The 14324-nt window shown below is 59.8% G+C and carries 19 protein-coding genes; 9 read left to right on the top strand and 10 right to left on the bottom strand.

Annotation, left to right across the window (positions count from 1 at the left end; genetic code table 11):
* Positions 1–79: 79 nt before the first annotated feature.
* Together AC07N8_RS21930 and AC07N8_RS21925 are read left to right on the top strand one after the other, a co-directional pair.
* Positions 80–490: a hypothetical protein gene (locus AC07N8_RS21930; protein WP_483841260.1), complete on the top strand. Its 411-nt coding sequence runs from the start codon at positions 80–82 to the stop codon at positions 488–490.
* 2 nt (positions 491–492) lie between these two features.
* Positions 493–975 carry a GreA/GreB family elongation factor gene (locus AC07N8_RS21925; RefSeq protein WP_493145842.1) on the top strand — a complete coding sequence of 161 codons (483 nt, stop codon included), beginning with the start codon at positions 493–495 and terminating at the stop codon, positions 973–975.
* A gap of 9 nt (positions 976–984) precedes the next feature.
* Here AC07N8_RS21925 and cysB read toward each other — a convergent pair whose 3' ends face one another.
* The 5 genes from cysB to AC07N8_RS21900 form a co-directional block, all read right to left on the bottom strand.
* A complete protein-coding gene (gene cysB / locus AC07N8_RS21920; RefSeq protein WP_027925712.1) occupies positions 985–1959 on the bottom strand; it encodes an HTH-type transcriptional regulator CysB in 975 nt (324 codons plus the stop codon).
* A gap of 113 nt (positions 1960–2072) precedes the next feature.
* Positions 2073–2576, bottom strand: coding sequence for a universal stress protein (locus AC07N8_RS21915; RefSeq protein ID WP_123432642.1), 504 nt, complete (start codon positions 2574–2576; stop codon positions 2073–2075).
* 96 nt (positions 2577–2672) lie between these two features.
* Entirely contained in the window at positions 2673–3578 is a 906-nt protein-coding gene (locus AC07N8_RS21910; protein ID WP_123432643.1) for a 5'-nucleotidase, read from the bottom strand.
* A 24-nt stretch (positions 3579–3602) separates the two neighbouring features.
* The gene (locus AC07N8_RS21905) at positions 3603–4559 is read right to left on the bottom strand and encodes a putative 2-dehydropantoate 2-reductase (RefSeq protein ID WP_493145841.1); all 957 of its coding nucleotides are present in this window, start codon (positions 4557–4559) and stop codon (positions 3603–3605) included.
* Positions 4556–4942 carry a thioredoxin family protein gene (locus AC07N8_RS21900; RefSeq protein WP_483841263.1) on the bottom strand — a complete coding sequence of 129 codons (387 nt, stop codon included), beginning with the start codon at positions 4940–4942 and terminating at the stop codon, positions 4556–4558. The genes AC07N8_RS21905 and AC07N8_RS21900 overlap by 4 nt, the downstream gene beginning before the upstream one ends.
* On the opposite strand from AC07N8_RS21900, the gene AC07N8_RS21895 reads away from it, so the two are divergent.
* Entirely contained in the window at positions 4941–5384 is a 444-nt protein-coding gene (locus tag AC07N8_RS21895; RefSeq protein WP_140670892.1) for a PilZ domain-containing protein, read from the top strand. The genes AC07N8_RS21900 and AC07N8_RS21895 overlap by 2 nt on opposite strands.
* A gap of 128 nt (positions 5385–5512) precedes the next feature.
* A complete protein-coding gene (locus tag AC07N8_RS21890) occupies positions 5513–6589 on the top strand; it encodes a 3-deoxy-7-phosphoheptulonate synthase (protein ID WP_123432647.1) in 1077 nt (358 codons plus the stop codon).
* Positions 6590–6654: 65 nt separating this feature from the next.
* Here AC07N8_RS21890 and AC07N8_RS21885 read toward each other — a convergent pair whose 3' ends face one another.
* Positions 6655–6936, bottom strand: coding sequence for a GNAT family N-acetyltransferase (locus AC07N8_RS21885; protein WP_027925705.1), 282 nt, complete (start codon positions 6934–6936; stop codon positions 6655–6657).
* Between AC07N8_RS21885 and AC07N8_RS21880 the strand changes: the two genes are divergently transcribed.
* Together AC07N8_RS21880 and oprI are read left to right on the top strand one after the other, a co-directional pair.
* On the top strand, positions 6868–7209 hold the full coding sequence (locus AC07N8_RS21880) for a hypothetical protein (RefSeq protein WP_483841464.1): 342 nt from the start codon (positions 6868–6870) through the stop codon (positions 7207–7209). The genes AC07N8_RS21885 and AC07N8_RS21880 overlap by 69 nt on opposite strands.
* Before the next feature lie 368 nt (positions 7210–7577).
* Entirely contained in the window at positions 7578–7829 is a 252-nt protein-coding gene (gene oprI, locus AC07N8_RS21875; RefSeq protein ID WP_003199355.1) for an outer membrane lipoprotei OprI, read from the top strand.
* Positions 7830–7953: 124 nt separating this feature from the next.
* Here oprI and AC07N8_RS21870 read toward each other — a convergent pair whose 3' ends face one another.
* The 3 genes from AC07N8_RS21870 to AC07N8_RS21860 form a co-directional block, all read right to left on the bottom strand.
* Positions 7954–8925 (bottom strand): L,D-transpeptidase family protein, encoded by a 972-nt coding sequence (locus AC07N8_RS21870; RefSeq protein WP_483841264.1) that lies wholly within the window; start codon positions 8923–8925, stop codon positions 7954–7956.
* 102 nt (positions 8926–9027) lie between these two features.
* A complete protein-coding gene (locus AC07N8_RS21865; protein WP_003226812.1) occupies positions 9028–9321 on the bottom strand; it encodes a hypothetical protein in 294 nt (97 codons plus the stop codon).
* Between the two features lie 57 nt (positions 9322–9378).
* Positions 9379–9984, bottom strand: coding sequence for an arylesterase (locus tag AC07N8_RS21860; RefSeq protein ID WP_493145840.1), 606 nt, complete (start codon positions 9982–9984; stop codon positions 9379–9381).
* A 10-nt stretch (positions 9985–9994) separates the two neighbouring features.
* On the opposite strand from AC07N8_RS21860, the gene AC07N8_RS21855 reads away from it, so the two are divergent.
* From AC07N8_RS21855 to greB, 3 genes are read left to right on the top strand one after another with little or no spacing between them, the layout of a single operon-like run.
* Complete coding sequence (locus AC07N8_RS21855) at positions 9995–10678, top strand: ABC transporter ATP-binding protein (protein WP_007943616.1); 684 nt, start codon at positions 9995–9997, stop codon at positions 10676–10678.
* Complete coding sequence (locus AC07N8_RS21850) at positions 10678–13182, top strand: ABC transporter permease (RefSeq protein ID WP_493145839.1); 2505 nt, start codon at positions 10678–10680, stop codon at positions 13180–13182. Before AC07N8_RS21855 ends, AC07N8_RS21850 begins: the two co-directional genes overlap by 1 nt.
* A 34-nt stretch (positions 13183–13216) precedes the next feature.
* The gene (gene greB / locus AC07N8_RS21845) at positions 13217–13714 is read left to right on the top strand and encodes a transcription elongation factor GreB (RefSeq protein WP_123432654.1); all 498 of its coding nucleotides are present in this window, start codon (positions 13217–13219) and stop codon (positions 13712–13714) included.
* A gap of 3 nt (positions 13715–13717) precedes the next feature.
* Here greB and AC07N8_RS21840 read toward each other — a convergent pair whose 3' ends face one another.
* Positions 13718–14026, bottom strand: a complete 309-nt coding sequence (locus AC07N8_RS21840) for a hypothetical protein (RefSeq protein WP_027925699.1) — start codon at positions 14024–14026, stop codon at positions 13718–13720.
* Between the last annotated feature and the right edge of the window lie 298 nt (positions 14027–14324).

Raw genomic sequence — 14324 nt, 5'->3', positions numbered from 1 at the left:
CTCGTGCAGAAGAGCCGACGGCGATTAATCTTCGTGCGACAATCGCCATTCGCCCGCGACCATCCGCCAGGAGGCAGCCATGCCCTACCGTCCCAACCCGCGCCGCCCGTTACCAATCCAGCTCAGCGCCCTGCAATTGACCGGCAGCGTTGCCCTCGGTTTGTGGCTGGGATTTCTCGCCATCGCGCTGACCTGCTGGCTCGTCTCGGCGGTGTTTTTCAAAGAACAACTGGCACCGGTAGCCGCCGCGGTGGAGCAACTGGCCAAGCCGCCGGTTGTCGAACAGCCGAGGCCGGATATTCCACCGCAGAGCCCGTTGTTCGAGCAATACGAAGAGAACCTGCGCAAGGACGAGCAACAAGTGCGCATGGATCAGGCCCGTAGCAGCAGTCGCAATCTGTCCAATCCGAAATGCCAGTTCTGGTTGCAGCAGGACCATACCGCGCCGAGCGAAAAAAGCCGCGCCAATGTCCTGCAATTCTGCGACTGATCATGAACAAACAATCCGTCCACCAATTGATTCTCGACAAGCTGCGGATCGATCGCGACATCGCCGAACGTGCTGCGCAAACCGCGTACGAAACCGCGACCCACGAAGAAAACATCGCCGAAAACAAGTACGACACCCTCGGGCTGGAGGCTTCCTATCTGGCGGCCGGCCAGGCCAAACGGGTCGAGGAAATCCGCCAGTCACTGACGCTGTGCCAGAACCTGGCCTTGCGCCCTTATGACGATCAACGTGGCATTGAAGTCGGGGCATTGCTCGGCCTGGAAGACGAGAAGGGTCGTGAGCAATGGCTGTTTCTGGCCCCCGATGCAGCTGGCCTGAAGGTCGACCTGGTAGGGCAAATGATCACCGTCATCACCCCCCGCTCGCCGCTGGGCAAAAGCCTGCTGGGCAAGTTCGAAGGGGATGAAGTGGAGATTCTGGTGGCGGGTGCTCGGCAACAGTTTTCTGTCACCGAGGTGGTATAGAAAGGGAGATTAATGGACCGGCAGTTCGACGCCGTCGAACAGCTCTTCCAGTTCCTGCTTGTTGTGGCACTGAATGGCTTTGGCCATCACTTCGCGGGTCAGGTGCGGGGCAAACTTCTCGATGAAGTCGCACATGAAGCCACGAAGGAAAGTGCCACGACGGAAACCGATTTTGGTGATGCTCGATTCGAACAGATCGCTCGCATCGAGCATGACCAGATCGCTATCGAGTTTGGCATCGACCGCCATTTTCGCCACGATGCCCACGCCCAGCCCCAAGCGAACGTAAGTCTTGATTACGTCGGCGTCGGCGGCGGTGAACACCACTTTCGGCGTCAGGCCGCGATGGCTGAAGGCTTCGTCGAGCTTGGAGCGGCCGGTAAAACCGAACACGTACGTTACGATCGGGTATTCGGCCAAGGCCTCGAGAGTCAGCTTCGACAGCTTGGTCAATGGGTGACCTTGTGGCACGACCACGCAGCGGTTCCAGCGGTAGCACGGCATCATCACCAGGTCGCCGAACAACTCCAGCGCTTCGGTGGCAATGGCGAAATCCACGGTGCCGTCAGCGGCCATTTCAGCGATCTGCATCGGCGAACCCTGGTGCATGTGCAGGGCAACGTCCGGGTATTGCTTGATGAAGGTGCTGATCACCGGAGGCAACGCATAACGTGCCTGGGTGTGAGTGGTAGCGATCGACAGGGTGCCCTTTTTCTCGTTGGAGAATTCCTGGGCGATCTGCTTGATGCTTTCAACCTTGCGCAGGATTTCGCCGGCGGTGGTGATGATGCGCTCGCCGGCCGGGGTGACGCGGGTCAGGTGCTTGCCGCTGCGGGCGAACACCTCGACGCCCAGTTCGTCTTCCAGCAGGCGGATCTGTTTACTGATACCCGGTTGCGAGGTGTAAAGGCTTTGGGCGGTAGCGGAAACGTTGAGGTCGTGGTGCGCCACTTCCCAGATGTAGCGCAATTGTTGAAGCTTCATATGAATCCCTCAAAGCAGGTAGACGCCACGGGCATCAGCGACGGTATATAACTATATTAATGGCATGAAGAATAAATCTAGAACTTTTTTGTCAAATTGCCACTATTTGTGTTCTAGCGATCTTCCTGGCGGCGACGCTCTACCAGCGGCACCAGGTAGACCGGCACCCGCGACAGCTGCAACACACGCGCTGCGGTCCTGCCCAAGGGCGTTTCTGCGCCAGCACCATGGCTGTGACTACCTACGATCAGCAAATCCACAGAGAGTTTCTGCGCCTGGTCGAGAATCACCTGCGACGGATCCCCCTGAAGGACACGCACCGCGCGGATTCGCGCCAGATCCTGCTCCCCTTCATCCCCCAGCTCTTCGCGAAAACTGTCGAGCACCCGCTGCTCGATATTGGCAATTACGGTACTCAGGCCCTGACTGTGAAACTCGTTCAAGGCCTGTTCATCGAGATAACTTTGAAGCACCGATTCGGCAAACAGCCCCATGGGCTCAACCGCGTGGACCACATACAAGTCGGCATTGAATGTCCGCGCCAGGGCCAAGGCATGTTGCATCACCAACGGTGCATATAGGCCAAGGTCAGTGGCATACAGCATCGACTGAATCATTAGGATCTCCTCGCAAGCCAACATGGCGGAGATTTGATTCAGCTTAGCAGTGCCTTGGCGAGTACGACGCTCTGCGTAACGCGTTGAACGGTGGGCTTAAACCTTTTGCTCGTTGCTTATGCCGTGCGGTACATGACCGGTGGCGACGACTTCGCGGGCCAATTCGCAATGGCCGGCCTGATCGTCGAAAAACACATCGGCGGCGAACGCTTCAAGAAACGCCGATTTGGTCAGGCCACCGAGAAACAGTGATTCGTCCAGGCGAATGTCCCATTCGCGCAACGTACGGATCACGCGCTCATGGGCCGGCGCAGAACGCGCTGTGACCAACGCGGTGCGGATCGGACAGTCGTCGTCGGGAAACTCACGCTGCAACAGATTGAGGGCCGCCAGGAAGCCTTTGAACGGCCCTCCGCGCAATGGCTCACGGGCGGCTTCACGTTCGCTGGCCTGAAACGCTTCCAGGCCACCCGACTGATAGACACGCTCCGACTCGTCGGAAAACAGCACCGCATCGCCGTCGAAGGCAATCCGCAATTCATCGCTGGCCGCGCGGCTGGCACCACCCGACAGAATGGTCGCCGCGGCGAAACCGGCCTCCAGTGCACTGCGCACGTCTTCGGCATGCGTCGACAGAAACAGGTCACAGCCAAAGGCCTTGAGATACGGATAAGGACTGCGCCCGCCGACAAACGCCGCGCGGGAAATCGCCAGGCCGTAGTGATGAATCGAGTTAAACACCCGCAACCCGGTGTCGGCGCTGTTGCGCGACACCAGGATCACCTCGACCCGGGCGCGGCCGAGAAGAGTATTGAGATTGAGGAGTTTCTGCACCAGCGGAAAGGCATCACCGGGCTCGAGGATTTCATCCTCGTGCTCGATCTGGTATTGCCGGTAAGCCTCGACGCCGCTCGACAGATACACCTTGTGGCTTTCGCTCAGGTCGAACAGTGCCCGCGAAGAAATCGCCAGCACCAGTTTGTCGTCGATAGTCTTGGCCATGCCCTTCCCCCCGGATTGATCGACTCAGGTATTGCGTCGATCGATAAAACTCAAACTGCGATGCAAGGCTTCGATCAGCGGCAATTCGCACCCTGCCGCTTTGGCCGCTGCCAAGGGCCGCGCGTAAATCGCCGCCAGTTCCAGCGGTCGCTTGTGCAGGAAATCGTGGTACATGCTCGGCCAATAGTCCGGCATTTTTTCGGTGACCATGAACAGATGGTCGGCGTAACCGGCCGGAATGTCGTGACCACAGGCGATTGCGCCCTGCACCACTTCGGCCATCAACGCCTTGATCAGTTCCCGGCTGTCAGCATCGGCCATCAATGGCGTGGTGCTGGCCCCCAACAGAACCGACAGACCGTTGTAGGGAACATTCCAGACCAGTTTTTGCCAACGTGCCTGCTGCAGGTTCGGCATGGCCTGGGAATCGATGCCGGCGCTGCGGAACAGTCCGGCGCCCTCTTCTACAATCGCCATGCGCGCAGCTTCATCAGCCGCGGGACCACTGTGATGGCCGATGTTGACGGCGCCGAGCGCCTGATGGGTAATTTCCCCGGGACCAGTGCGATGGACACAGATAAAACACAGCCCGCCGAGCAGGTGCAAAGAATCGGGAAGCAACTCGCGCAGGCTGTCTTCGACGTCCAGGCCATTCTGCAACACCAGCACTTTGGCGTTCGCAGCAGCCGCCTGAATGATGGCAGGGGCCAGGTCGGCATTGCTGGTGGTTTTGGCGCCGACCAGCAACCAGTCGCAGGCGGGCATGTCTTGCGCGGATGAATAGGCCTGAACCGGGTTCAACGTCAGTGCGCCGTGCGCCGCACTGTCGAGTCGCAACCCGCGCTCGGCCACCGCTGAAAATTCACTGCGCAGCAAGAAGTGCACATCGAAGCCGGCACGCGCCAGCATCATCCCGTAGAACCCGCCGATTGCGCCGGTCCCGATCACACCGATTGTCGGCTTTGTAACTGCCCCCATCATGGCAACTCCTCTGCTGTTTTCATCAGCGCCCGTCCGACCGCTTCATTGAGTTCGGTACCGGTCAGGCGCGATTTTAATGCCCCGAAGAACTCACCGTCGCGCACTAAAAACAGCGCCGGCAAATGAAAAACCTGATAGCGCTCGACCACCCCGCCATTGTTCCCGGCATCGATCCAGCACAGCCGATCGACTGCCAGATCGAGCCTTGGCAATTGTTCACGGGCAAATCGGCAACTGGCGCAGCCGACACTGGTGAAAATCACCAGCGAAACGCCGGGCATCGCCAGCAGCCGTTGGTCGGCATCGAAATCGGTCAGTTCCAATTCGACCACTATACTGGGGGAAAGAATGTCAGATGGCCGACACAGGGAGTCCGTGTTCATGGGACGCTTTATTCCTCATCCTGACGATGTACCCGTCGAATTAACGTTGCTCACACATGAGTGCATCTCGCGACAGCGCTTGCACACTATCAGCCTCGGGGGCATGGCTTGCAATTATCACCGGGCCTGGCGCCACGGCACGGCGCTGGAAGTGCGTATGCCGACCCTGAACCCCGATTTGCGCTACCTGGGCTATGTGGCCTGGTGTCTGCGGCGCAAACGTGGCTATCTGGTGGGCATCGCTTTTGTCGACGAGCAGATGCTGTTCAGTGCCCGAATGGGCGAGCAAGTGTGCCAGATCGAACGGTATTGCCGCCTGCATGACGCGCACGACGACTTGCAGGGTATTCAGGCGCTGGCCCTCGAATGGGTCCAGGCGCATGCCGACGAGTTCTCCCACGACACCGTGCGCAAGGCATTTGCACAGGCAGTGCTGGATTAAACAGGTGTGTGCCCATTGTCGAGCAGGCGCCTAACGCGCTAAGGTTCGGGTCCCCGACGCGCTTAATTTGCTGTGCTCCGCCGCGCGGGTTCGCTGGCGGCCGGCACCCGTGACCTGACGAGTAAACGATGGCTGATTTACCGATCAACGACCTAAACGTCGCCTCCAACGAGACGCTGATCACTCCTGATCAGCTCAAGCGTGACATCCCCCTGAGCGACGCCGCCCTGCGCACCGTCACCAAGGGCCGCGAAGTCATTCGCAATATCCTGGATGGCACCGACCACCGCCTGTTCGTCGTCATCGGGCCTTGCTCGATCCACGACATCAAGGCTGCCCACGAATACGCCGAGCGCCTGAAGACGCTCGCCGCGGAAGTGTCCGATACCCTGTATCTGGTCATGCGTGTGTATTTCGAGAAGCCACGCACCACCGTCGGCTGGAAAGGCTTGATCAACGACCCGTACCTGGACGACTCGTTCAAGATCCAGGACGGCTTGCACATCGGACGCCAGTTGCTGCTGGACCTGGCCGAAATGGGCCTGCCGACCGCGACCGAAGCCCTCGACCCGATTTCCCCGCAGTATCTGCAGGACCTGATCAGTTGGTCGGCCATCGGCGCGCGCACCACCGAATCCCAGACTCACCGCGAAATGGCGTCCGGCCTGTCCTCGGCCGTCGGCTTCAAGAACGGCACCGACGGCGGCCTGACCGTGGCAATCAACGCACTGCAATCGGTTTCCAGCCCGCACCGTTTCCTGGGCATCAACCAGGAAGGTGGCGTGTCGATCGTCACCACCAAGGGCAACGCCTACGGCCACGTGGTACTGCGCGGTGGCAACGGCAAGCCGAACTATGATTCGGTCAGCGTCGCGCTCTGTGAGCAAGCGCTGAACAAGGCGAAGATCAAGCCGAACATCATGGTCGATTGCAGCCACGCCAACTCCAACAAGGACCCGGCCCTGCAACCGCTGGTGATGGAGAACGTCGCCAACCAGATCCTCGAAGGCAACCAGTCGATCATCGGCCTGATGGTCGAGAGCCACCTGAACTGGGGTTGCCAGGCCATCCCGAAAGACCTCGCCGACCTGCAATACGGCGTGTCGATCACCGACGCCTGCATCGATTGGTCCGCCACCGAAAACACCTTGCGCAGCATGCATGCCAAGCTCAAGGATGTGCTGCCCAAACGCGATCGCACCTGATCACCGTTTAGCGCACACAAAAACGCCAGGCTTAAACCTGGCGTTTTTTTATGCGTTCGTTTTGGTCACAGCTTGGCGGCGTGCCGCTGGTGACGCTCCATGTAGCGCTCAACGTAGGAGCACGATGGAATGACGGTGTAACCCATTTCATCAGCGTACTCCAACGCCTTCTCGGTCAATGCCGCAGCAATGCCGCGTCCCCGTAGAGCGTTAGGCACGAAGGTGCGATAGATATCCAGGGTCTGTTTTCCCAGATCCATATAGGTCAGGTAGGCACGATGACCGTCCACATTGGTCTCGAACTGATGACCAGCCTGGTCATGGTGGATGGACAACGCCTCGCTCATCACTACTCCTCGCGGGTCTTGAATTCTGACCCCTACCTTACCGATGTTTTTCCGGCGAAGGAACATCTACGCCACCCCGTGCCAATGGACACCGAGAAGAACAGCACCGATCTCGCGCAACCGAGCACGTATCAAATAGTAGGCACCATTGGCGAAAATGCTCAAGGTGCGCTCGTCATCATGCTCAGCCAGCGGGTGCTGCTCCGGGGTACGCAGGGACGGCTCGACCAACGGTCTTTGCGGGTCGGTAGCCTGAACATTGCCGGATATTGAGACATGAGACGAATCCGTTCTCTTAAAGTCACCTCTAGATGGATAAAGATTATGAGAGCCTCTGCGCAAATTTCGAACAGAAGTATGGACGTGTTCATCTAGCCAGACTTTAGCCAAGACTGAAAAAAAACCCGGTGAGTGCGCGGAACTTTTCTTTGGCGGCTCGCTCAGGCTCGGGCCTTGCAGCTGGATATTTTTTAAACAATGCAGTTAAAAGTTGCTCGAAAAAGAATCAACGCCTACAATTTTTTTTGCTTCTTGCTTTACGTCAGTTTACTTACGAGTAGTAATGAGTAGTATGTACGCCGGCTATTTCCTCACTCTGAGGAGACAGCTAACTTAATAGAAAGTCCTTGAAGGGGAACACGATGAACAACGTTCTGAAATTCTCTGCTCTGGCTCTGGCCGCAGTTCTGGCTACCGGTTGCAGCAGCGCATCGAAAGAAACCGAAGCACGTCTGACCGCTACTGAAGACGCAGCTGCTCGCTCCCAGGCTCGTGCAGACGAAGCTTACCGTAAAGCTGATGAAGCTCTGGCTGCTGCTCAAAAAGCACAACAGACTGCTGACGAAGCTAACGAGCGTGCTCTGCGCATGCTGGACAAAGCTAGCCGCAAGTAATAATCCCTCGGGATTGTTATTAAGCCGACCCATTTTTTGGGTCGGCTTTTTTATTGCCTGATGTTTCCTTCCGGCAATAAAAAACCCGCCGACGCGGTGTGCGTCGGCGGGTTTTTTTCAGGCCTTACTGCAACGGATCGAGCGGCGCACTCGACACCATCGGCGCAGTGCCATTCGGCACCGCGATTTCCACTGGCAGGCCATCTTCAGCGGCGACCACGTCACGCACCACATCCCAGTTCATGCGCAGGTTGTTGGTGATGTCTTCACGCTTGAGCATCGCGTTGATCACCGAGGTGTGCTTGTCGACCACCGACGGGTTGCCATTGTCATCCAGCGGGGTATGCGCTTCGAGATACACCTTGCCGCCACTCACGCCAAACTTGTACGGGTCGTTGATGATCCGTACCGATGTGCCGACCGGCACCATTTTCGCCATTTCCAGCACGTTATTGTTGAACATGCGGAAGCAGCCGTGGCTGGTGCGCATGCCAATGCCGAATTTCTTGTTCGAGCCATGAATCAGGTAGCCCGGAGTGCCCAGGCTGAACTTGAACGGCCCCAGAGGGTTATCCGGGCCTGCTGGCACCACATTCGGCAGCGGATCACCATCGGCGGCGTGCTCGGCCTTGATCGACGCTGGAGGGGTCCAGGTCGGGTTCGGCGTTTTCGCGGTGATGGTGGTGTGGGCGATCGGTGAGCCCCAACCCTCACGACCAATCCCCAGCGGGAACGTGTACACCACGTTCTGGCCTTTGGGGTAGTAGTAGAGGCGGTACTCAGCCAGGTTGATCACGATGCCTTCGCGCGGGCCCGGTGGCAGGATGAAACGGGTCGGCAGAATGACTTCAGTACCGGCGCCCGGCAACCACGCATCGACACCCGGGTTGGCCGCGATCATTTCCGTGTAGCCCAGGTCGTAAGCGGTACCAAGGTCGGCGAAGGTATCTTCGTACTTGGCCTTGATCACCTGCACCTGGCCGATGATGTCTTCACCGGGCGGTGGCAGGGGAAACTCCAATGCTGCAGCTGGACCGGCCATACAAAGGGCGGCAAGAGACAGGCAGCGGGTGACGGCAGGAAAACGCGGCAACATCCGGAAAGTCCTTCGCATGATCGACAAGGGTATAAAAACGCGATTGTACACCGGCGCCTGGAATTTCGGGGAGTTGGCCGATAGCACGCTATCTTTTCGGCGTCAGAGCTCGAAACGCAGCTCTGGCCAGATCGGCGAGGTGCCGCGTTTTTGCGATTCCAGGATGGCCCGGCACAGCGAGCACAGGCGCTGGTCCTGGAAAACCCGACGATCGACACTCGACCAGCGCGGCTGTGCCGGCAGCAGGCTGCCACACAGGGTCCGGTCTGCCGAGCCGCCCAGCTCCAGTTGACGGGTAACCAGATGCACCCGCACTTCCTGGCAGGCGAACAGATCCAGCTGTTCGTCAGGCTCGATCAGTTGGTAGGCAAAAAGTGACCAGGCAGGACGCGGCATCGGGGGCTCCAAATCGGGGGCCGCCACCTTAGCCGAAAGCCTGCGCCTAGAAAAGGGTCATAACAGCGGTTTTAGCGTAGGCCAGACATTATCCAGCAACTTGTCCTGAGCCCCGGCCGCCGGGTGTATGCCGTCAGCCTGCATCAAGTCCGGATGACCGCCGACACCGTCGAGAAAAAATGGCACCAGCGCGATGTTTTTCTCGGAGGCCAGCGTGCTGTAGACCCTGGCAAAGGCCTCGGTGTAACGAACGCCGTAATTGGGCGGCAGTTGCATGCCCAACAGCAGGACCTTGGCGCCGTTGTCCCGGGAGCTGTCGATCATCGACGCAAGGTTTTGTTGCAAATTAGCCGGGGGCATTCCACGCAGGCCGTCATTGCCGCCCAACTCGAGGATGACGAGCTCCGGCTTATGCTCTGCAAGCAGCGCAGGCAGGCGCGCCTGGCCTCCGGCACTGGTGTCGCCACTGATGGAGGCGTTGACCACTTTATCGTCGAAACCTTCGTGTTTGAGCCGTTGCTCGAGCAGCGAGACCCACCCCAACCGGGTATCCAGTCCGAAACCCGCGCTGATACTATCGCCAACGATCAGGACAGTACCCGCCGCTGCGTTCTGGGCCATGCACATCAAGGCCAGGCCAGCACTCAAAAACCACACACGCATCGGATTCTCCATGGGCGCAAGCATTCTCACCGCGAAGAACCTCAGCAAAGTGGTTCCCAGCGCGGAAGGTGAACTGACTATCCTGCACGAACTCAGCCTGGAACTGAACAAGGGCGACAGCCTGGCCATCGTCGGCGCCTCCGGTTCCGGCAAATCCACCCTCCTGGGCCTGCTCGCCGGGCTCGACCTGCCCAGCAGCGGCGAAGTCACCCTCGCCGGGCAAGGGTTGAGCACGCTTGATGAAGATCAACGCGCGCGCATTCGCGCCGAGCATGTCGGTTTTGTGTTCCAGTCCTTTCAGTTGCTCGACAGCCTCAATGCTTTGGAAAACGTCATGTTGCCGCTGGAACTCGATGGCCGCAAAGACGCCCGCGAACGTGCCACCGAGTTGCTGCAACGGGTCGGCCTGGGCCAGCGCCTGACCCATTCACCGCGCCAGCTCTCGGGGGGTGAACAGCAACGTGTAGCGATTGCCCGGGCGTTTGCCGCCGAACCCGATGTGCTGTTCGCCGACGAGCCCACCGGCAACCTCGACAGCCACACCGGGGAGCGCATCAGCGACCTGTTGTTCGAACTCAACCAGGAACGCGGCACGACGCTGGTACTGGTGACCCACGACGAACGCCTGGCACATCGTTGCCGGCGGCTGATCCGCCTTGAAGCCGGCCTGTTGGTCGCCCCTCTGGAGCCTTGATGGCACGCCTGCCGCTGTTGCGCCTGTTCAGTCTTGCCATCCGCCAACTGCTGCGCGATGCCCGCGCCGGCGAATTGCGCGTGCTGTTCTTCGCCTTGCTGGTGGCCGTGGCAGCGAGTACCGCCATCGGCTACTTCGGCGCCCGCCTGAACGGCGCCATGATGTTGCGCGCCACCGAATTTCTCGGCGCCGACCTGTTGCTCGAAGGCAGCTCACCGGCACGACCCGAACAAATCAAAAGCGGTACCGAACTGGGGCTTGAACACGCTCAAGTGGTGGAATTCTCCAGCGTCATCGCCACCGATAACGGCATTCAACTGTCCAGCATCAAAGCGGCCGATGATGTCTACCCACTGCGCGGCGAACTGAAAAGCACCCCGGCGCCCTTTGCGCAGGAAGAGCCCGGTGGCGGACCGAAACCCGGCGAGGCCTGGGTCGAGGCACGTCTGCTGACAGCGCTGGATCTGAAGATCGGCGACAGCATCGACGTCGGCATGAAAACCCTGAAACTGGCGCGCGTCCTGACCTACGAACCCGACCGGGCCGGCAACTTCTATAGCCTCACGCCACGGGTGCTGATCAACCTCAGCGACCTGGCCGCCACCGGTGTGGTGCAACCCGGAAGCCGGGTCAGCTACCGCGAACTCTGGCGCGGCAAAGCCGAGGCGCTGGAAACCTATCGCCAACTGATCAAGCCTGGCCTGGCCGCCAACCAGCGCCTGCAGGATGCCCGCGACGGCAATCGACAAATTGGCGGCGCGCTGGGCAAGGCCGAGCGTTACCTGAACATGGCGAGTCTGGTAGCGGTCCTGTTGTCCGGCGTGGCGGTAGCGCTGTCGGCCACGCGCTTCGCCACACGCCGATTCGATGCCAGCGCCCTGCTGCGGTGCCTGGGCCTGTCACGCAGGGAAACCATGGTGCTGTTCAGTTTGCAGCTGACGGTACTCGGGCTGCTCGCCAGCCTCAGCGGCGCCCTCCTCGGCTGGCTGGCACAGCTTGGGCTGTTTGCGTTGCTGCATGATTTGCTGCCGACCGACGTGCCGCCGGGTGGCCTGCTGCCGGCCATCGCCGGGATCGGCACCGGGCTGGTGGCACTGGCCGGATTTGCCCTGCCACCGCTGGCCGCGCTCGGTCGCGTGCCACCCTTGCGCGTGCTGCGCCGGGACATGTTGCCGATTCCGTCCAGCACCTGGATGGTCTATGGCGCTGCGTTGGGCGCCCTCGGCCTGATCATGTGGCGCCTGAGCCTCGATCTGGTCCTGACCTTCGCCCTGCTCGGCGGCGGTGTAATCGCCGCGCTGGTGCTCGGGGGCTTGCTCTTGCTGCTGCTCAACAGCCTGCGCCGGCTGCTGGCCCGCGCTTCGCTGCCCTGGCGCCTCGGACTGGGCCAGTTGCTGCGCCACCCACTGGCCGCAGCGGGACAAGCCTTGGCCTTCGGCCTGATTCTGCTGTCCATGGCATTGATCGCGTTGCTGAGGGGCGAGTTACTGGACACCTGGCAGAACCAGTTGCCGAAAAACGCGCCGAATTATTTTGCTCTGAACATCCTGCCCGCGGACAAACAGGCCTTTACGGATCGCCTGATTCAACTGTCGGCGCAATCCGCGCCGCTCTACCCGGTGGTGCCGGGTCGACTGATCAGCATCAATGGCGAGCCGGTGCAGGACATCGTCAGCAAGGATTCGGCAGGGGATCGAGCGATCCAGCGCGACCTGAGCCTGACCTGGGCAGCGGACTTGCCGGTGGGCAACAAACTCACGGCAGGCAACTGGTGGACCGAGCAGGCACCCGACGAGGTTCCCGGTGTATCGGTCGAAGGCAAAGTGGCCGAAAGCCTGAAGCTCAAGCTCGGCGATCACCTGGTGTTTACCGTGGGCGGGATCAATCGTGAAGCGAAGGTCACCAGCCTGCGAGAGATCAACTGGGACAACTTCCAGCCGAACTTCTTCATGATCTTCCAGCCCGGCACCTTGAAAGATTTGCCGGCGACTTATCTGACCAGTTTCTATCTGGCGGCCGGTCACGATCAGCAGATTGTCGACCTCTCGCGCAGTTTCCCGGCAGTGACCATTCTGCAAGTCGAAGCCTTGTTGGAACAGCTGCGCAGCATCCTCGCCCAGGTCACGCTGGCGGTGGAATATGTGCTGTTGTTTGTATTGGCGGCGGGGATGGCGGTGTTGTTTTCCGGACTGCAAGCGACGCTCGATGAACGCATTCGCCAAGGCGCCCTGTTGCGCGCGCTGGGGGCCGAACGGCAGTTGCTGGTGAAGGCCCGGCGGATCGAATTCGGTTTGCTCGGTGCCGTCAGCGGTTTGTTGGCGGCCCTGGGCTCGGAACTGGTGAGCCTGGTGCTTTACCGCTACGCCTTCGACCTGCCGTGGCACCCGCATCCATGGTTGCTGGTGCTGCCGGTGATCGGTGCGGTGCTGATTGGCGGCGCCGGTGTGTTTGGTACGCGCCGTGCGTTGAACGCCAGCCCCCTGACAGTGTTGCGTGAGGGTTGATAGACTCGAACCTTGCCCATTACAAGAAGTAGCCATGAGCCGTTATCGTCCCCCCCGCCCCGCTGGCACCGCGCTGATCACCCCCGAAGGTGAAGCGCGGATGCGGGCCGAGTTTCATGAGCTTTGGCATGTACGGCGACCGCAAGTGACGCAGTCGGTAAGCGAGGCCGCGGCGCAGGGTGATCGTTCCGAGAATGCGGAATACACCTACGGCAAAAAAATGCTGCGTGAAATCGACAGCCGTGTGCGCTTTCTCACCAAACGTCTGGAAGCGTTGAAGGTGGTCAGCGAAAAGCCCAGCGATCCGAACAAGGTCTATTTTGGCGCCTGGGTCACGATTGAAGACGAAGACGGCAAAGAGTCGCGCTATCGCATTGTCGGCCCGGATGAACTGGACCTCAAGCTGGGGCTGATCAGCATCGACTCACCGCTCGCCCGCGCACTGATCGGCAAGGCGCTGGACGCCGAAGTTCGGGTCCAGACGCCAACCGGTGAGCAATGCGTGTACATCGTGGCGATTGAGTATCCGTAAACCTTAGCGGCGAGTAATCAGGCCTTGTCGGGCAACGCGGGTCAGTTGTTTGATCACTTCCGGCGCGTCTTCGAGGCTCGGTGATTGAATCACCGCAAGGTCAAAACTATCGCTGGCAAATCGAGCCAGTGATTCGCCGTCTTCGACAAACTGGATCAGGAACGCTGCAGGCCCGCCGGTACGACGTGGCCAGCCATCGAGGTAACGCAGCAGCGTCGGCTGATGTTTACCGCCAAGCAGGATTTTTGGATTGCGCTGGGTGAGATGTGCCGTGATCGGCGCGGGACGTACTACGGGGCTAAGTGCGTTCATCAAGTCGTGTCTCTGCCTCAAAATTCTGCATGGCAGGTGAGAGGCAACACCGAACCAGCGCTTTAGCGGTATTTCGAAGCCTGTTTCAAGCTTCTATCGGCAACTGGATGAGTTACCTGGCGCCCCGCAAGTAGCTGTTTAAATCGGCGCATGGGCAACATCCTAGAGAAGCTGACCGGACAGTGTCAAGAATGACGCGCAACAAAAAAGGCCCGCGCAATGCGTAATGCTGTTCACTTAAGCGGAGCAGCCTTACGGTCCACTGGAAACCGGGTCTTTGAGATCTTCACCGTCCTTG

The sequence above is a fragment of the Pseudomonas sp. GW821-FHT10C09 genome (assembly GCF_059415465.1).
Note: the sequence above shows the minus strand (reverse complement) of the source record. Positions and strands in the feature narration are given on the sequence as shown.